We start from the raw sequence: 17,463 nt of genomic DNA on the forward strand, positions 1-17,463 counted from the left end.
CGCCGTGCGCTCAAGCCCTCTCCCGGTGGGAGAGGGCGGAGAGCAGCAAATGCTGAAATCCCGCCTCGTCCTCGAACGTCGCCTTGACCGGCCATGAGAGGACTCGCGCCCGCCATTCAGGGGGCAGGCGGAACCAGTCCTTTTCGGTGGTGACCAGACGGGCGTGGTGGCGCCCGGCGTGACTGGCGAGGAAGGCCAGGTCGGTCTCGCGGAAGGCGGCGTGGTCGGGGAAGGGGGCGAAGTCGATCAGTTCGGCCCCGGCGGCGTCGAGGGCGCGCTCGACCTTCCACGGCTTGGCGATGCCGGCGAAGGCGATGATGGGCCCCTTGGGCGGAGGCGCGGCGGGCATCAGCCGGGCGACGTGGACGGGCAGGTCGCCGAAGGCCTCCATCAGCCCGGGATCGACCCCCGGGGCGTCGGCGGGCAGCAGGACGACGACGGCGTCCGCGCGGGCCAGGCCGTGCCGGAGCTTCTCGCGCATCGGGCCGGACGGAAACACCGAGCCGTCGCCGAAGGGCCATTCGTCGTCGCGTGTTTCGCCATCGACGACGACGAGGCTGAGCGTCTTCTTCAGGGTCGGATTCTGGTGGGCGTCGTCGAGGACCAGAACCTGGGCGCCGGCCGCCGCCGCGGCGCGGGCTCCGGCGACGCGGTCATGGGCGATCCAGGTCGGGCCGCCCAGGGCCAGCATCAGGGGCTCGTCGCCGACATCGGCGGCGGTGTGGATGGCGGCGTCGACCTGCGTCGGTTGGCGCAACGATCCGCCGTAGCCGCGCGACAGGCCGTGGGCGTTGATCCCGGCCTCATGCAACAGGCGGATGGCCTCGCGGGTCACGGGGGTCTTGCCCGAGCCGCCGACGGTCAGATTGCCGACCGAGATGATCGGCACGCCCGGATCGACCGGGTCGGCGCGGGCGATGCGGCGAGCTGTGACGGCGGCCCAGATCCAGGACAGGGGCTTGAGCAGGATGCGGGTGACCGCGCCGTGGCGGGCGTCACGCGTGTACCACCAGCGGGGCGTATTCAGCTTCATCGGCGGCCTCGCTGCGGGGCGGGAGGCAGCAGGGGTGCGAGAGTCTCCCAAAGACGGTCCAGGCCTGAGCCTGCTTCGGCGGCGGCGCGACGGCCGCGCTCACCCATGGCCCTGGCGGAGTCAGAGTCGGCCAACAGGGGAGCGAGAATGGCGGGCAGGTCCCACGGGGCCTCGACCACCGTCAGGCCGCCTGACTGAACCAGAGCCTCGGTGACGGCGGCCCAGTTGGTCATGTCGGGGCCGGTGACGGCGGGCTTGCCGAGGCGCGCGGGCTCGAGCGGATTGTGGCCGCCGACCGGAGGCTTCTCCAGCGCGGCGGAGAAGGAGCCCCCCATGACCACCACATCGGCCAGCCGCAGGAACAGGCCCATCTCGCCGAGGGTGTCAGCGAGGTAGAGATCGGTGTCGCGGTCGGGCTCGCGGCCCTGCGAGCGCAGGGCGAAACGGTAGCCGTCGCGCTCAAGGGCGGCGGCGATCTCCGCGCTGCGGGCCGGATGGCGCGGGACGAGGATCAGGCACAGCCGATCGGTCAGCCGGTCGAGCGCGCGGACGAGAGCGATCTCCTCGCCGTCATGGGTGCTGGCCGCGACGACCACGGGCCGGTCGCCGATGGCGGCGCTGAGGCGGGTGAAGGCCGCGGCGTCATGCGGCGGGGCCTCGCCCGAAAGCTTGAGGTTCACATGGCCGTCGATCCGGGCGCCGAGACTGTGCAGCCGGGCGGCCGAGGTCTCGTCCTGCGGCAGGATGCGGTCGAAGGCGGAGAGGATTTCGCGGGCGGCGCCGGGGAAACGGCGCCAGCTGTCGACGGTCTTTTCGGTGATGCGGGCGCTGGCCAGAACCAGGTTCACGCCGCGTTCGCGGGCTTCGAGGATCAGATTGGGCCAGAGCTCGCTCTCGACGAAGACAGCCAGCGACGGCCGCCAATGGTCGAGGAAGGCGGCCACCGCGCCCGGCGTGTCGATCGGCGCGAACTGGTGGATGACGCCAGCCGGCAGCCGCTGGGCCAGCAGGGTCGCCGAGGTCAGGGTGCCGGAGGTGACGAGGATGCCGAGGTCGGGCCGATGGCGGCGCAACCGTTCGACCACGGGCAGGAGAGACAGGGTCTCGCCGACGCTGACGCCGTGCAGCCAGACGAGCTCGCCTTCGGGGCGGGCGACCGAGGCGCGGCCGAGGCGTTCGTCGACTCGAGCCGGATCTTCCTTGCCCTGTTTGGCGCGGGCGTCGAGCAGGCGCGGGGCCAGCGGCTCCAGCAGGCGGGTCAGCAGACGCCAGGCGATCAGGGCGGGGCTCACCGGGACGGTTCCAGCCCGGTGATGGCGTCGGCTTCAGCCTCGACCGCGGTCAGGCGCCGGGCCCAGTCGATCGCGACGTCGGCAAGCTCGGCGCCGTCCGGATAGCGGGTTGCCTCCCAGACGATGGCGCCGCGTCCGAACGGCAGGGGCACCAGAGCACCGTCCCAGCTGTTCAGCCGGATGGCGGGGTTGCACGACAAGCCGATCAGCAGCACCGGGGCGCCGGACAACCGGGCCAACAGCGGGAAGCCTTCAGCCATGACCCGGACCGGGCCGCGGGGGCCGTCGGGAGTGACGCCGAGGGCTCCGACCTTGAGCTGCTTCAAGCCGTCGCGCAGGGCCTGCGAACCGCCCTTGGCCCGGTCCGCCTTGTCCCTGTTGGCCGACGAGCCACGGATGGCGGGGATGCCGAGGCGGCCCACGGCCCGGGCGATGAACTGGCCGTCGGGGCTGAGCGAGATCAGGGCCTTGGCCGGCTGGGCCCGGTCCAGCGGCCAGCAGGCTGGGCTGAGGGCGATGCGAGAGTGCCAGAAAGCGCAGACCACGCCTCCTCCGTCGGCCCAGATCTGTTCCGCCGCGGTTGCATTGACCTGGGTCCAGCGGATGGTGGCGAAACAGAACCGCATCCAGCTGGCCAGCAGCCACGCGAGGACGCCCTGGATGTGAGGGTTGCGGAGGGGTCTCATATCACCGCCGCGACCGGGGCCCCGTCCAGCGACTGCTGCTTCGCAAGGCGCGAATACAGTCCGCCCTGTTTGACCAGTTCAGCGTGGTTCCCGGTCTCGACGACGCGGCCGGCCTCGATGACGTGGATGCGGTCGGAGTTGCGCACAGTCGACAGGCGGTGGGCGATCATCAGGGTGGCGCGGCCCTGCATCAGGCGTTCGAGGGCGGCCTGAACCAGGGCCTCGCTCTCGGTGTCGAGCGCGCTGGTGGCCTCGTCGAGCAGCAGGATGGGGGCGTCCTTGAGGAAGGCGCGGGCGATGGCGATGCGCTGGCGCTGGCCGCCCGACAGCCGCAGGCCCGCCTCACCGGCGCGGGTGGCGTAGCCCTCCGGCAGGGCCGTGATGAACTCATGGGCTGCGGCGGCCCGGGCCGCCGCGACGATGTCCTCCGCCGTGGCGCCGGGGCGGCCGTAGGCGATGTTCGCGGCCAGGGTGTCGTCGAACAGGAAGGGCTCCTGGGTCACCAGGGCGATCTTCGAGCGCAGGTCGTGCAGCTTGAGTTCGCGGATGTCGCGGCCATTGACGGTCACGGCCCCGGCGGTGACGTCATAGAAGCGCGGCAGCAGGCTGAGCAGGGTCGACTTGCCGCCGCCCGAGGGGCCGACGAGGGCCACGGTCTCGCCGGGCGCGACGGTCAGGGAGACGTCGGACAGGGTCGGGGCGCCGCCCTCCGCCGCGGGGGCGTAGGCGAAGGAGACGCGGTCAAAGGCCACGGTGACAGGGCCGTCCGCCAGGGGTGCGGCGTCGGGCGCCTCGCGGATTTCGGGCTCGATGTCGAGGGAGGAGAACAGGCGGCGGGCGGCGGTCAGGCCCTCCGACATCACGGTCTGCAGATTGGTCACCTGACGCAGCGACTGGCCGGCCGCCCCCAGCAGGGCGATGTAGGCGGCGAAGGCGCCGACGGTCATGCCCTCGTCCTGCGCCCGCCACCCGGCGTAGGCCATGACCGCAGCGACCACGATCATGGCCACGAGGTTGGAGAAGGGGCCGGCGAAGGCGCGGGAGTCGGCGCTCTTGATGACGTGGCGCTGGCGGCGGGCGACAACCTCGCCGACGCGGGCTTCCTCGGCCGACTCGCGGTTCTCGATCTTGATCAGGCGGACGCCGTCGAGATTCTCCATCAGGGCGGTGGAGAGGTTGGAGGTCTCGACCATGGCGCCTGTGGTGGCCTTGCGCATCCGTTTGCCAAAGCGGCGCAGTACCAGGGCGCTCAGGGGCGCGCCCAGCAGGACGACCAGGGTCAGCCGCCAGTCGCTCCAGGCCATGTAGGCGAGGACGGCGACCAGGGTCAGGGCGTGCTGGGTGTAGTTGACCACACCGTTGGTGAAGGCCTCTCGTACCAGATTGGCGTCGAACAGCACCGAGGAGACGAAGCCGCCCGAATGCTGGCTGCGCAGCCGGGCCAGGTCGGCGCGGATCATGGCTCCGAACAGCCGCACCTGGATGTCGCCGACGATGCCGTGACCCAGCCGGTTGACGAGGGCCGCCTGGCCGAGGGCGGCGGCGGTCCAGATCAGGCCGGCGCCGATGATGATGGCCGGTATCCAGACGAGCGCCTGCCCGGGAGGGACGGTGATGAAGTACCAGATGGTCACCGCCTCGCCGAGGAACAGGCCGTCGATGGCCGGCTCGAGCAGCTGAATCACCGTGGCCGCCATGATCCCCACCACGGCCGCGCAGGCGATCGACAGGAACAGTGGCGTCCGGTGATGCGAGAGATAGTCGCGCCAGATGCGCGCCAGCAGCGGGCGCAGCGGCTCTCGTTGGTCGGCGGCGGGGACAGGCGGCGTCATTGGTCCGAGGTCGGACGGCTGGGGCGGCAAGTCAAGCGGGGATGGCGCCCGCGGCTCCCCATGACGGCATCTGTCAGGCGCCGCCGCCGGAACGCCGCTGTACCAGAATGATGGTCCCGACGACGAAGCCGCAGAACAGGGCCCCTTCGAGGCCTCCGGTGACGGTCTGGCTGATGGGGCCGAAGTCCGCCTCGCCGAACAGGCCGCCGATCGGATCGAGGCTGAGGCGGGAGGTGGGGAACTGGCGGGCGAGCAGGTCGAGGCTGCCGCCCATCAGCCGCCCGCCGAGCAGGGGGATGAGGACGCCGACGGCTGCGCCGGTCAGCGCGGTGGCGGCGGCGGTGACCCTGAGCCCGAGCGAGCGGCCCGCACTCAGCCAGGTCCCGAATCCGATCGCGGCGCCCAGCAAGGCGCCCTCGCCGGCGCCGGTCATTCCGCCCGGAGATTGGCCGAACAGGAGGTTGAAGGCGTCGACGCCCAATAGCTTCACCACGGCCCCCACGACCAGACCGCCGAAGGCGCCGCCGATGATGCTGCCGAGCGAGGCGCGCCCCCAGGCGGTTCTCGCCGCCGCGATCCCGATGCCGACCCCGCCGCCGCCGATCACCCCGACCCCGGCGGTGAGGGCGATGAGGACGAACACGGTCGAGCTCGCCCCCATACCCGACTGCAAAGGCTGGGCGGCGCCGAGGCCGTAGAACAGGCCGCCGAGAACGCCGGCGGTCCCGCCGCCGATCATCCCGGCGCCGCCGAGCTGGAGAAACAGGGCCGATGACCCGGTCGGAGCCGCGGCGGGCGGTAACGCAGCCGGGGCTGAGGTCTCCACTCCGGAGTCGACAGGGGCGATGAAGCGGTAGCCGTGTTTGGGTACAGTCTCGATGAAGCGGGGTCGGGCCGCGTCATCGCCGAGCTGGCGCCGGATCGTCCGGATGCACTGGGTCAGGGCCTCGTCGGTGACGGGCACGCCATGCCAGACCTCGTCGAGGAACCGGTCCTTGGAGACCAGCTTGCCCTGTTCGCGCACCAGAAGGGACAGGGCGTCGAGATAGCGGGCGTTCAGGTCCACCGGGGCGCCGTCGCGCGTCAGCCGGCGGTCGCCGGGGTCGAGCAGGAAGCGGTCGAAGCGGAAACAGCCGGGGGCCATGGTTCAGCGATACCTCGGGCGTTGCACAGGCCGCTCACCCGGCGCGGCAGGCCGGGGACCGTCACCCATACGTGCGCGCAAGGCAATGGCGCCCGGAACGAACGCGGCAGACGGCGGAGGTGGATGACGGGCCGCCCGTGACCCGCTATCTGCGATCCATGGCGCGTTACGATCTCAGCACCCCGGGCGGCCGGTTCAAGGCGCGGTGGGACTATGTCTGGAAGGACCACGCCTTCCTGCGCCGGTGGTTCATGAACGGCCACTGGTTGGGGCCGGATCTGGTCCGGACCAACCAGCCGTCGCCCCGGCAGCTGGCGTACTGGAAGTCCAAGGGGATCAGGACGGTGATCAACCTGCGCGGGGCGCGGGACGAGGCTTACCATGCGCTGGAGAAGGACGCCTGCGAACGGCTGGGCCTGACCCTGATCGATGCGCCGCTGGACTCACGCGATCCGCCGCAGCGGGACCGGGTGCATCGGGCACGCGAGCTGTTCCGGACCATCGAATATCCGGTGCTGATCCACTGCAAGTCGGGGGCGGACCGGGCGGGGATGATGGCGGTCTTCTATCGCCACTTCCATCTGGGCGAGCCGATCTCCGAGGCGATCAAACAGCTGGACAAGCGATACCTGCACCATCGGGAGGGGCTGACGGGGGTGCTGGACTATACGCTGGAGAAATACCTGAAGGAGATCGAGCCCACGGGGGTGAGCTTCATCGACTGGGTCGATAGCGACGCCTATGACCCCAAGGCGATCAGGGCCGCGTTCAAGGCCGGCTGGTGGGGCACGATCCTGACCGAGAAGCTGCTGAAGCGGGAGTAGGCGTCAGCCCCAGGGACCGCGCGATTCGCCCTTTTCAGATGGCGACCCGGGTTCTCCGCCCCCGGCAGCGATTTCGGCGTCGCGACGCGCCTTGCGCTTGGCGTTCCAGGTCTTGAGCCACTGCGATTCACGGCGGTTGCCGCGCCAGACGCTGATCCACAGCACCAGCACCAGCAACAGCGAGACCAGGGAGGCGATCTCCTGTCCGTCGAAGGTTCGGCCGAAGAGGGTCAAGATCGGAGTTCCTGCAATGGAGCGTCGAGGTCAGACGCGGCAGTATAGTCCTGAAAGCACGCCGGGCCGAAACCCGGTTCCGCCGTCACTGGCCGTGCGCATCGCCGCGCGGGTCGATCATCCGGTGGGCGTGCAGGATGAAGAACCGCATATGGGCGTTGTCGACCGTGGCCTGGGCCCGGGCCTTCCAGGCCTTGCGGGCCTCTTCGTAGTTGGGGAAGGCGCCGACGAACTCGACCTGCGTCAGGTCGCGGAACACGGGGGCGTCGAGGTGGCGCAGCTCACCGCCGATGACGAGGTGGAGCAGCTGTGGGGAGTCGTTTTCGGCGGTCATGGGGAGTCCGGACATGGGGGAGCTAGCGGGGCGCCAGCGGAATAGGCGCTGTCCGCCGCACGATCAACGGGTGAAGCGCCGGAGCGCTGCATACCAGGCTGCTCTGGCGCGGATCGGCCTGGTTGAAGCGCCAGGCGTGGCCGTGGTGGTCGCTGACCCGGCCGCCGGCCTCCTCGACGATCAGGGCGCCGGCGCAGACGTCCCAGTCCCATTTGGGCGTCAGGTTGATCGCGGCGTCAAACGCCCCGGCGGCGACCAGCGCCATGCGGTAGGCGATGGCGTTGCGCTTCTCGAACCGCATGGCGGGCCAGGGTTCGAGCCAGTGCGGCCCCTCCATCAGCCGGGCGTCGGCCAGCACCGAGGCGTCGTCCAGATCGGTGGTGTCGGAGGCGGTGATCGGGCGGCCCTGCAACGAGGCGCCGCCGCCCAGGGTGGCGGTGAAGGTCTCGCCCAGAGCCGGGGCGTGGATGACCGCGGCGACGGGACGGCCGTCCTCGACGATGGCGATGGGAATGCACCACCACGGCTTGCCCTTCATATAGGCGACGGTGCCGTCGATGGGGTCGACCACGAAGATGCGGCGGTTCGACAGGCGGTCGGCGTTGTCGGCGGTTTCTTCCGACAGCCAGCCGTGGTCGGGCCGAGCCGAAAGCAGCGTTTCCTTGAGCAGCTGATCAACGGCCATGTCGGCGGATGTGACCGGAGACCCGCCGGACTTGGACCAGATCTTCAGCCCGGCGTCCCGTTCGGCGAGCGCCAGCCGTCCCGCAGTCTCGGCGGCGTCGCGGATCAGGTCGAGGTCTGCGGCCAGATTGCTCATTTGCCCGCGATGGCGACGCCGTCGAACATCAGCGACGGACTGTTGAAACTGCCGCGGAACTCAAGGTCCGAGCCGCGCTGGAGCCGCGTCCACAGGTCGGCGAGATTGCCGGCGACGGTGACGCCGCTGACCGGCCAGACGATCTCGCCATTCTCGAACCAGAAGCCCGAAACCCCGGCCGACCAGTCGCCGTTGTTGGCGTTCAGCGACGGACCGAACATGGAGGTGACCAGCAGGCCCGTTCGGGCGTCGGCCATCAGCCCGGCCAGATCGCGCTCGCCGGGCTCAAGGTGCAGGTTGTGGGTCGAGACGCCGGGCGGACCGGCGAGGCCGCGCGAGGCGTGGCCGGTGGAGGCGAGCCCCAGCTGGGCGGCGGCGGCGCTGTTGAGCAGCCAGGTGGTCAGGACGCCGTCCTGCACGATCGACTGGCGTGACACCGCCACGCCCTCGTCGTCGAAGGGAGTTGAGCCGAGGCCGCGGAGGCGGAAAGGGTCGTCGATCAGATCGACCCCTGCGGGCAGGATCCGCTGGCCGAGGCGGTCCTTCAGGAATGATGTGCCGCGCGCGATCGACGGACCGGAAATCGCGCCGAGGATGGGCGAGATGACCTGCGCAGCGATGCGGTTCTCGAAGATCACCGGGGCGGTGGTTGAGTCGATCTTGCGTGGGCCCGTGCGGGCGACGGCGCGACGCCCGGCGAAGTCGCCGATGGAGGCGGCCGAGGGCAGGTCGGACAGGTGACGCACGGCGCGATGCTCGCCGCCGCGTTCCATGGCTCCGTCCTTCTCGGCGATGACGCCGACGCCCAGCGAGAAGGCCGAGCCGTGATAGGCGCCGTCGAAGCCGTGCGAGGTGACCAGCCGCCAGCGGCTGGACGAGGCCGAGGCGTGGCCGCCTTCGGATTTTGCGACGCCGGGCACGGCCATGGCGGCGGCTTCGGTCCCGGCGGCCATGGCCTCGAGGTCGGCGGCGCTGCGCTCGGCGGGATCGAACAGGTCGAGGTCGGCGAAGGGGCCGCGGGCGAGGCGGTCCTGCGGCGCCAGGCCGGCCCAGGGGTCCTCGGGCGCCAGCCGGGCCATGGCCACCGCGCGCTCGACCAGACGGGCGCGGGTGGCGTCCGACAGGTCGGAGGCGGAGACGATGGCCTGACGCCGGCCGATGAAGACGCGCAGGCCGAGGTCGCGGCTCTCTTCGCGCTCTACCTCCTCGAGCGCGCCGTTGCGGACGCCGACGGACAGGGAGGCGCGCTCGGCGGAGACGGCCTCGGCGGCGTCGGCGCCGGCCCTCAGGGCGGCGGCGACCAGATCAGGCAGGAGGTCAGAAGGGGCGGCGGACGCGGTACGGTCAGGCATGCCCCGATATGGCCGGGAGGCTGAGTGGACGCAATGGCGCCCCGCGCAACCGGCTCACATCAACGGGCAGGCGATCAGGGCGGCGGCCGCGCCAAGCAGCGGCAGCCAGGTCAGGGTCATGCCGATCACCCGGCCCATGCCGGGGCCCGCGCCGTAGCGAAGCCCGGTGGCGTGGAACAGCCGGCCGACGAAGAAGGTCGCGCCGATCGCGTGCACCGACCAAGCCCCGCAGCCCGTCAGGGCCATCAGAATCAGGGCGCCGATCGCCAGCGGCGTATATTCAGCGGCGTTGCCAAACGCCCGCGTCGCCACGGTCATCGGCTCGGAGCCGCCGTCGCCGAACAGCACCTTGTGCTTGCGGCGGTTCATGACGACCCGCACGGACAGCACGACGAGCAGCAGGATCAGCAGGCCGGTCCAGAAGCCGGCGGCCTGCACGGAAGACATGGTCTGGAAATTCATCGGATTTCTCGCCCCACCGGATAAAGCCGGAAGCGATCATCATGGAACGGGGTTCGCTCATAGAACCACTGCAAGCGCGCGTTGCCGTCGGCGGCGAATTCCGGCTCGGCGGCCAGTTTCGCCTCGAACTCGGCCTTCAGCGCCGGATCGGCGGCCATCATGGCCTCGGCCAGCGGGGCGATGGCGTAGCCCTCGATATATTCGACGCGGCTGAGGACCTCAGGGAACAGGCCCCAGGCGAAGAAGCTCTCGGATGACTGCGGCTCGAGCAGCAGGACGACGATGTCGCCGAGCGGCTGGTCGGTGGGCACGCGGACCGAGCCGGCGGGGAAGGTCCAGTCCCGGCGCTCGGGCGTGACGCCGGCGACGGTGACCGGCACGTGGCCTTCATTGGGGCGGGTCGCCAGCTTGGGATCGACGAGGCGCAGCATGTCGAGATTGACGGTGCGGGCGGCGTCCAGCGTCTCCATCCGGACGCCGTGCAGGCGCAGGCGTTCGATGATGTCAGTGCGGTACGACGGCACCCAGTAGGCCTCGGGACGCTGAAGGGTCAGGGTCGGGCGCGAGCCGTAGAACGGCAGGGACCAGGGCTCGGGGTCAGCCACGCCCAGCCAGCGGATCTCCGGACGGCCCGAGGCGGGGCTGTCGTACATCTCGTAGCGGATGCCCTTGAAGGTCCGGGTGTAGGCCGGGGTCGGGTCGGGCGCGAAATTGGTCGGGATCTCGGCGGGCCGCAGGGCCGTATCGGCGGCGATCGCCGTGCGCAAGGCGGGGCCGTCGGCGGCCAGCCGGCGCATTGCGGCCTCCAGGAAGACGTAGGTCCCGAGCACGCGCTGCTCATAGGGTTTGAGGCTGTGGTTCTCGATCAGGATGGTCGGGACGTGGGCCGCAGAGCCCCAGCCGTTGGAGAAGCGCTCGCCGAGGCCGCCGTCCGACAGGCCGGCGCGCGGATCGGCGTCGACGCCGAAGACCAGCTCGCCGGGGATGTGGCCTTCCGCCTCGAGCGCGGCGTTGATCGCCGGCTTGAAGGCGTCGTCCAGCCAACGGGCGATGGCGGGCGAGCGCGACCAGACGCCGTTCTCGCCGTTGAAGCCGTAGGTGACGTCATACTGGTAATCCATGCCGTCGGTGACGTGGATGTCGACGTACAGATCGGGCCGGTATTTCAGCACCAGGCCGCGCACCGCCCGCATCTCGGGCTGGTCCAGTTTGAGGTAGTCGCGGTTGAGGTTCTGGTTGGTCGCCGTATTACGCCAGCCCTGGATGCGGGGGCCGCGCTGGTTCGGACGGCTGTAAGCGCTGGCGCGCTCGTGGCCGTCCACCGACAGGATGGGGATCAGGATCAGATTGACCCGGTCCAGCAGGTCGGCCTTGCCGTTGAAGGCGATGTCGCGGAGCAGCATCATGCCCGCGTCCTTGCCGTCGATCTCGCCCGGATGGATGCCGGCCTGGGCCAGCAGCACGGGCTTGGACGGGTCGAAGGCTGCGCCGTCCTTCGAGGCGATGACGGCGTAGATCGGACGACCCTCGGGGGAGACGCCGAACTGTTCGATGCGGATCAGGTCCGAGGCGGCGTCCAGCCGGTCGAACCAGGCGCGGGTGTCGGCGTAGTTCGGGCTTTCGTCGTGTCCGGCGTCGGCCTCGAAGGCCGTGACCCAGGGGTCCGGGGTGTCGCGCAGCAGAGCCCGGCTGGCGCCGTTCCAGGCGGGCGCGGGCGGCAGGAAGGACTGGTCCCACGGCGCGGCGCTGGGAACGGACGGGGACTGGGACATGACGGGACTCGATACGAGCGCGGCGAACGCGGCGATGATCAGGGCGGAGCGCATGATCCCCTCATCCGCCGTCTGTGCGCGCGAGGCAAGTCCGCGGGATCCGGCTATTTCCAGATCGGCTTTCCGTCGCCCGGCAGGCCCAGCCGCTCCCACATCTGCGACACCCGTTCGACGACGGCGTCGTCCATGCGGATCTCCTCGCCCCATTCGCGTTTCGTCTCGGGTGGCCATTTGTCGGTGGCGTCGAGGCCGATCTTGGAGCCGAGGCCGCTTTCGGGACTGGCGAAGTCGAGATAGTCGATCGGGGTGTTCTCGATGACGGTGATGTCGCGCGCCGGGTCCATCTTGGTCGAGATGGCCCACATGACCTGTTTCCAGTCGCGGGCGTCGATGTCGTCGTCCACGACGATGACCCATTTGGTGTACATGAACTGGCGCAGATAGCTCCAGACGCCCAGCATCACCCGCTTGGCGTGGCCGGGGTAGGCCTTCTTCATCGACACCACGGCGATGCGGTAGGAACAGCCCTCGGGCGGCAGCCAGAAGTCGGTGATCTCGGGGAACTGGGCCCGCAGCAGGGGGATGAAGACCTCGTTCAGCGCCTCGCCCAGCACCGAGGGCTCGTCCGGCGGGCGGCCGGTGAAGGTGGTCAGATAGATGGGGTCGCGGCGCATGGTGATGGCGCTGACCTGGAAGACCGGGAAGGTCTCGACCGAGTTGTAATAGCCGGTGTGGTCGCCGTAGGGGCCTTCGGGCGCGTGCTCGTCGAACAGGACGTGGCCCTCCAGCACGATTTCGGCGTGGGCCGGGACCATCAGCGGGATGGTCTTGCAGGGAACCAGCTCGGCCTTCTGGCCGCGCAGCAGGCCGGCGAACTGGTATTCCGACAGGGTGTCGGGCACGGGCGTGACCGCCGCCAGAATGGTGCCCGGATCGGCGCCGAGCACGACGGCGCAGGGCAGGGGGCCCTTCTTTCCGGCCTTCCTGTGCCGGGCGTAGTGCTGGGCTCCGCCGCGGTGGGCCAGCCAGCGCATGATGGCCTTGTCCTTGCCCAGTACCTGCATGCGGTAGATGCCGAGGTTAAAGTCGTCCTCGCGGTCGTCGGATGGCCCCTTGGTGACGACCAGGCCCCAGGTGATCAGCGGTGCGGGTTCGCCGGGCCAGCAGCCCTGGACGGGGAGGGCGGTCAGGTCGATCTGGTCGCCCTTGAACACGACCTGCTGCACCGGGGCCGACTTCACCACCTTGGGCCGCATCGACATCACCGTCTGGGCCAGCGGCAGCATCTCCATGGCGTCCGACAGGCCACGCGGCGGGGTCGGGTTGCGCAGGAAGGCCAGCAGTTCGCCGACCTCGCGCAGTTCGGCGGCGGTGGTGCGGGTCTTCTTGTCCATGGTTACGCCCATGGCCACGCGCTTCACCGTCCCGAACAGATTGGCCAAGCAGGGGATGGGGCTGATCGAACCGTCGGGCATGACGGGCTTTTCGAACAGCACGGCCGGGCCGCCGTTGCGCAGCAGCCGGGTCTGGATCTCGGTCATCTCCAGATGCGTCGAGACGGGCTCGGACACGCGGACCAGTTCGCCCTCGGCCTCCAGCATGGCCATGAAGTCGCGCAGGGATTTGTAGGCCAAGGGGAACGCTCCGTCAGAGCATCATGGATTAGGCGGGCGCGGGCGTCGTGTCACGCCATGGGGCGTGCGGCCTTTCAGTAGGCCCGCGTATCCGACACCAAGGCCCACAGCGGCAGGCGCAGGGCGCTGGTGGCGGCGCCGATCTGGGCAGTGGTCAGATGGGCGCGGCCGGCCTCGGCGCGGCGGGCGTCCTCGACCGGCATGCGCAGCGCGGCGGCTACGTCCTCGATGGCCATGCCGCGCGACTCTCGCCACCGCTTCAGCCTCGCGCCGACCGCTGCGTCGAGCGGATCGACGCCGGGAAAACCCAGCACCGAGCCCGTCTGTTCGCTCCTTTACGCGCCGACCAGGGGCGGCGCTTCAGGCCCATTCTTCATCCCAGCTGAACGACTTGTCGAGCCAGTCGCCGAGACGGCCGTCGGGACGGGCGAGGGCGTGGATGCGGTCCATCTCTTCGGATGAGAGCTGGAAGTCGAAGATGTCGAAACTTTCCTCGGCCCGGCTGACCTTGGAGGTGCGGGGAATGGCGATGATGTTCTGCTGGATCAGCCAGCGCAGGGTGACCTGACCGGCGGTCTTCCCGTGGGCGCGGCCGATCTCGATCAGGGTCGCATCGTCGGCGATCTTGCCCTGGGCGAGGGGCGACCAGGCGGTGATGGAGGAGCCCATTTCTCTTGCCGCGGACTTGAGCTTCGAGAGCTTGAGATAGGGGTGGTACTCGACCTGATTGGTGACCAGCTTCGCCTTCGAAAGGGCCTGGGCTTCGCGGAACTCGGCGGAGGGGAAGTTGGACAGGCCGATGGTCCGGGTCAGGCCCTGATCCTGCGCCTGGTTCAGGGCGCCGAGGGTCTCCGCGAACGACGGCTCATGCTTCGGCCAGTGCAACAACAGAAGGTCCGGCGTGAAGCCGAGGCTGGCGGCGCTCTCCCGCGCCTGTTTCAGCAGGCCCTCCCGGTCGAAATGGGCGACCCAGATCTTGGTGGTCAGCCAGATGTCCTCGCGGGCGACGTGGCCGGCGGCGATGGCGTCGCGGATACCGTCTCCGACCGCGGCCTCATTGTGATAGATCCAGGCCGTGTCGATGTGGCGATAGCCGATGCGCAGGGCCTCCGCGACCATGGTCCGGGCGACCTCGGACGACAGGTTCCAGGTGCCGAAACCCAGCAGGGGAATGGCGTGGCCGTCGACGGTGATGGCGGGCTGGTCGGTCATGGGACGCTCCGGAGGGGGAGCGGTTTAACTGGGGGGCGCGGCCGAAGGTTCAACCAGCCAGTCGAACATCTCGTCCCACAGCGGCTCCAGCCCTTTCCGGAAGGCGCCCTTGTGGCCGATGCGAGGGACGCCATAGTCGGCCGGGGCGCGGACCGCGACCTCGCGCGGGGCGTTGGGATAGATCTGCAGCAGGATGGGCGAGGTCTCCGGCGTGGCGATCGGATCGTCGGTGAAGATCCACGAGCGGATCGGGGCGGTCACGGCCTCGAAATGGTGCGGTCGCAGCGAGTCCTTCAGCTCGTCGAGGAAATAGGATTCCTTCAGGCACCAGCGCCGCCAGGTCTTCCAGACGCCAGCCGGCAGGTCCGTTCCGGCCCACAGGCCGCCGCCCTTGATATAGCCGTGCCGGATCAGGCTGAGAGGGCCGTAAGCGAGCCAGAAGAACAGCTCGAGCGGGTTGTAGGACCGGTGGTGACGACCCCACCAGCCGCTGCCGACCGAGACGAAGGCGTGGCGGGCGATGCGGTCATGATTGGGCATGAAGCCAAGGAAATGACCGCCGACGCTGTGGCCGACATGGACGACCGGCAGGCCGGGCGCGGCCTCGACCAGCGCCTCCAGGGCGGCGGGCATGTCGAGACGGCCCCAGTCGGGATAGTCCATCTCCATGGCGGCGAGGTCGTCAGGCCGCGAGCCGGCGATGCCGCGGAAATCATAGGTAAGGACGATCGCGCCCCGCGCCGCCAGATGCCGGGCGAACCGGTCATAGAAGCCCTTGGGAAAGCCGGTGCCCGAACTCACCAGAACCGCGACCGTCGGCGCCGCGGGCGAGACCAGACGCATCGCCAGCGGATAGCCGTCGGCGGCCTCGGTGATGAAGTCGTGGAAGACGGGATCGCTCATGTGAGGTCCGTAGTTATTCGCAACGAACCTAGCCGATTGACGCGGCGTCAGGTCAAGCGCTCTTGGAGCGGACGCCGTCCTCGGCTAAAGCCCGCGCCTTCTCCTGCTTTCCGGGCCTCTCGCCATGACCGATCTCCCCGACCGCCTGTCCGTCGATCCCGACAGCCCGTTCCACGACGCGGACCTGCTGGCGAAGGGAATCGGCGTCCGCTTCAAGGGCGAGGAAAAGACCAATGTCGAGGAGTACTGCATCTCGGAAAACTGGGTCCGTCTGGCCGTCGGCAACCGCGTCGACCGCCGGGGCAAGGCCCTGACCGTCAAGCTGCAGGGCCCGGTCGAGGCCTGGGTCAAGGGCGAGTAGGCCTGCGCGCCCTTATGGCGCTGTCGAAAAAACTCTGGCGCGGACCGCTTGTCCGCTCCCGTCGCAAGGTCCAGGTTCCGGCTCCCTCGAGTCCCGGAGTCGTCATGCGCCTGTCCGTTCGCCTTCTCGCCGCCAGCGCCCTGGTCCTGACCCTCGTTGCGGCGCCCGCCGTGGCCCAGGACGCCGCGACCATCGCGCGGGCCGGGACCATCCGCGACGCGGCGCTGAACCAGAATATCGCGCTGGACTACGTCACCCAGCTGACCACCCGGTTCGGCGCGCGGCCGGCGGGGTCGAAGGCCGAGCAGGACGCCTCGGCCTGGGCGGCCGACTATATGCGGACCCAAGGCTTCCAGAATGTGCGGATCGAGGAATTCCCGCTGGTGGGCTGGGAGCGGGGCGAGGAGAGCGCCTCGATCGTCGGCGCCCACCCGCAGCGGCTGGTCGTCGCCGCCCTCGGCCATTCGCCCGGCACCAACGGAGTTATCGAGGCCGAGGTGGTGCGGTTCGACAGCCTTGAGGCGCTGAACGCGGCCCCGGCCGGGTCGCTGACGGGCAAGATCGCCTATGTCGACGCCGGCCAGATGGTGCGGATGCAGGACGGTTCGGGCTATGGCCCGTTGACGCGCATCCGGGGCGCGGGACCCGCCGCCGCGGCGGCCAAGGGGGCGGTGGCCTTCATCATGCGCTCGGTCGGTTCGGACGATCACCGCATGCCGCACACCGGCACAACCCGATATATCGACGGCGTCGTGCCCCTGCCGGGCTTCGCCCTGGCCGCGCCGGACGCAGACATGGTCTCGCGCCTGATCGCCATGGGCGAGACGGTGCGCGTTCGTCTGTCCTCGACCGCGCATGTCTATGAGACCGTCAGCCAGAACGTCATCGGCGACATTGTCGGCCGCTCGCGGCCGAACGAGATCATCGTGCTGGGCTCGCACATGGACAGCTGGGATCTGGGCACGGGCGCCATCGACGACGGCGCGGGCGGCGCCATCACCCTGGCGGCGGCCAAGGCCATCGCCGGAAGCGGACGACGTCCAGCCCGGACCATCCGCGTGGTCCTGTACGGCTCGGAGGAGGTCGCCCAGCCCACCGACACGGGCAACGGCGGCGGCGCCTATCTGCGCGGCATCGGGACGGCGGTGGAGAACCACATCCTCGCGGGCGAGAGCGATTTCGGCGCCGACCGGGTCTATTCGCTCGGCCTGCCGCCCGGCGCGCAGGGCTCGGACTTCGCCCGGGCCGCGGCGCGGGTGCTGTATCCGATCGGCGTCCTGTCCTCGAACCAGCCGGAACTGAGCGGCGGCGCCGACATCGGCCCGCTGGCGGCTTCGGGCGTGCCGGTGTTCCGCCTCGATCAGGACGGAAGCCGCTATTTCGACCTGCACCACACCGCTGACGACACCCTGGACAAGATCGATCCGGCCCAGATGAGCCAGAATGTGGCCGCCTGGGCGGGGCTGATCTGGCTGGTTGCGGATTCGGACGTGGACTTCCGGGCGCTGCGGACAGCGGCGGCGGCCCCGGCGCCCTGATCGTCCCGCCACAACTTGACCGCCGGCCGT

Annotated in this window: 18 protein-coding genes; 3 read left to right on the forward strand and 15 right to left on the reverse strand. The window is 69.9% G+C overall.

The genetic code is table 11. The features are described 5' to 3' along the window. Positions 1-10: 10 nt before the first annotated feature. The 5 genes from lpxK to ACTIEW_RS02105 form a co-directional block, all read right to left on the reverse strand. Entirely contained in the window at positions 11-1,033 is a 1,023-nt protein-coding gene (gene lpxK, locus ACTIEW_RS02085; RefSeq protein ID WP_439476238.1) for a tetraacyldisaccharide 4'-kinase, read from the reverse strand. After that, positions 1,030-2,325, reverse strand: coding sequence for a 3-deoxy-D-manno-octulosonic acid transferase (locus ACTIEW_RS02090; RefSeq protein ID WP_439476239.1), 1,296 nt, complete (start codon positions 2,323-2,325; stop codon positions 1,030-1,032). Before ACTIEW_RS02090 ends, lpxK begins: the two co-directional genes overlap by 4 nt. Next, entirely contained in the window at positions 2,322-3,011 is a 690-nt protein-coding gene (locus ACTIEW_RS02095) for a lysophospholipid acyltransferase family protein (protein ID WP_439476240.1), read from the reverse strand. Before ACTIEW_RS02095 ends, ACTIEW_RS02090 begins: the two co-directional genes overlap by 4 nt. Beyond that, positions 3,008-4,843, reverse strand: coding sequence for an ABC transporter ATP-binding protein (locus tag ACTIEW_RS02100; protein WP_439476241.1), 1,836 nt, complete (start codon positions 4,841-4,843; stop codon positions 3,008-3,010). Before ACTIEW_RS02100 ends, ACTIEW_RS02095 begins: the two co-directional genes overlap by 4 nt. A gap of 73 nt (positions 4,844-4,916) precedes the next feature. After that, entirely contained in the window at positions 4,917-5,987 is a 1,071-nt protein-coding gene (locus ACTIEW_RS02105) for a winged helix-turn-helix domain-containing protein (RefSeq protein WP_439476242.1), read from the reverse strand. 158 nt (positions 5,988-6,145) lie between these two features. On the opposite strand from ACTIEW_RS02105, the gene ACTIEW_RS02110 reads away from it, so the two are divergent. After that, on the forward strand, positions 6,146-6,811 hold the full coding sequence (locus ACTIEW_RS02110; protein WP_439476311.1) for a fused DSP-PTPase phosphatase/NAD kinase-like protein: 666 nt from the start codon (positions 6,146-6,148) through the stop codon (positions 6,809-6,811). 3 nt (positions 6,812-6,814) lie between these two features. Here ACTIEW_RS02110 and ACTIEW_RS02115 read toward each other — a convergent pair whose 3' ends face one another. From ACTIEW_RS02115 to ACTIEW_RS02160, 10 genes are all read right to left on the reverse strand, one after another. Continuing rightward, positions 6,815-7,045 (reverse strand): hypothetical protein, encoded by a 231-nt coding sequence (locus ACTIEW_RS02115; protein WP_439476243.1) that lies wholly within the window; start codon positions 7,043-7,045, stop codon positions 6,815-6,817. Between the two features lie 85 nt (positions 7,046-7,130). Continuing rightward, complete coding sequence (locus ACTIEW_RS02120; protein ID WP_439476244.1) at positions 7,131-7,379, reverse strand: DUF4170 domain-containing protein; 249 nt, start codon at positions 7,377-7,379, stop codon at positions 7,131-7,133. A gap of 22 nt (positions 7,380-7,401) precedes the next feature. Next, on the reverse strand, positions 7,402-8,199 hold the full coding sequence (locus ACTIEW_RS02125; RefSeq protein ID WP_439476245.1) for a 3'(2'),5'-bisphosphate nucleotidase CysQ: 798 nt from the start codon (positions 8,197-8,199) through the stop codon (positions 7,402-7,404). Next, positions 8,196-9,551: a TldD/PmbA family protein gene (locus ACTIEW_RS02130; RefSeq protein ID WP_439476246.1), complete on the reverse strand. Its 1,356-nt coding sequence runs from the start codon at positions 9,549-9,551 to the stop codon at positions 8,196-8,198. The genes ACTIEW_RS02125 and ACTIEW_RS02130 overlap by 4 nt, the downstream gene beginning before the upstream one ends. 54 nt (positions 9,552-9,605) lie before the next feature. After that, entirely contained in the window at positions 9,606-10,013 is a 408-nt protein-coding gene (locus ACTIEW_RS02135; RefSeq protein WP_439476247.1) for an MAPEG family protein, read from the reverse strand. Then, the gene (locus ACTIEW_RS02140) at positions 10,010-11,839 is read right to left on the reverse strand and encodes a M14 family metallopeptidase (protein WP_439476248.1); all 1,830 of its coding nucleotides are present in this window, start codon (positions 11,837-11,839) and stop codon (positions 10,010-10,012) included. The genes ACTIEW_RS02135 and ACTIEW_RS02140 overlap by 4 nt, the downstream gene beginning before the upstream one ends. A gap of 50 nt (positions 11,840-11,889) precedes the next feature. Continuing rightward, complete coding sequence (locus ACTIEW_RS02145) at positions 11,890-13,419, reverse strand: UbiD family decarboxylase (protein ID WP_439476249.1); 1,530 nt, start codon at positions 13,417-13,419, stop codon at positions 11,890-11,892. A gap of 74 nt (positions 13,420-13,493) precedes the next feature. Beyond that, positions 13,494-13,733: a helix-turn-helix domain-containing protein gene (locus tag ACTIEW_RS02150; RefSeq protein WP_439476250.1), complete on the reverse strand. Its 240-nt coding sequence runs from the start codon at positions 13,731-13,733 to the stop codon at positions 13,494-13,496. Between the two features lie 46 nt (positions 13,734-13,779). Beyond that, positions 13,780-14,631 (reverse strand): aldo/keto reductase, encoded by an 852-nt coding sequence (locus tag ACTIEW_RS02155; protein ID WP_439476251.1) that lies wholly within the window; start codon positions 14,629-14,631, stop codon positions 13,780-13,782. A gap of 24 nt (positions 14,632-14,655) precedes the next feature. After that, entirely contained in the window at positions 14,656-15,534 is an 879-nt protein-coding gene (locus ACTIEW_RS02160) for an alpha/beta hydrolase family protein (RefSeq protein ID WP_439476252.1), read from the reverse strand. 124 nt (positions 15,535-15,658) lie between these two features. Here ACTIEW_RS02160 and ACTIEW_RS02165 point away from each other — a divergent pair, with 124 nt between their 5' ends. Then, positions 15,659-15,895, forward strand: coding sequence for a DUF3297 family protein (locus tag ACTIEW_RS02165; protein ID WP_292062891.1), 237 nt, complete (start codon positions 15,659-15,661; stop codon positions 15,893-15,895). Between the two features lie 104 nt (positions 15,896-15,999). Next, the gene (locus ACTIEW_RS02170; protein ID WP_439476253.1) at positions 16,000-17,433 is read left to right on the forward strand and encodes a M20/M25/M40 family metallo-hydrolase; all 1,434 of its coding nucleotides are present in this window, start codon (positions 16,000-16,002) and stop codon (positions 17,431-17,433) included. Positions 17,434-17,463 lie beyond the last annotated feature (30 nt).

The sequence above is a fragment of the Brevundimonas sp. genome (genome assembly GCF_051860745.1).
GTDB lineage: Bacteria > Pseudomonadota > Alphaproteobacteria > Caulobacterales > Caulobacteraceae > Brevundimonas.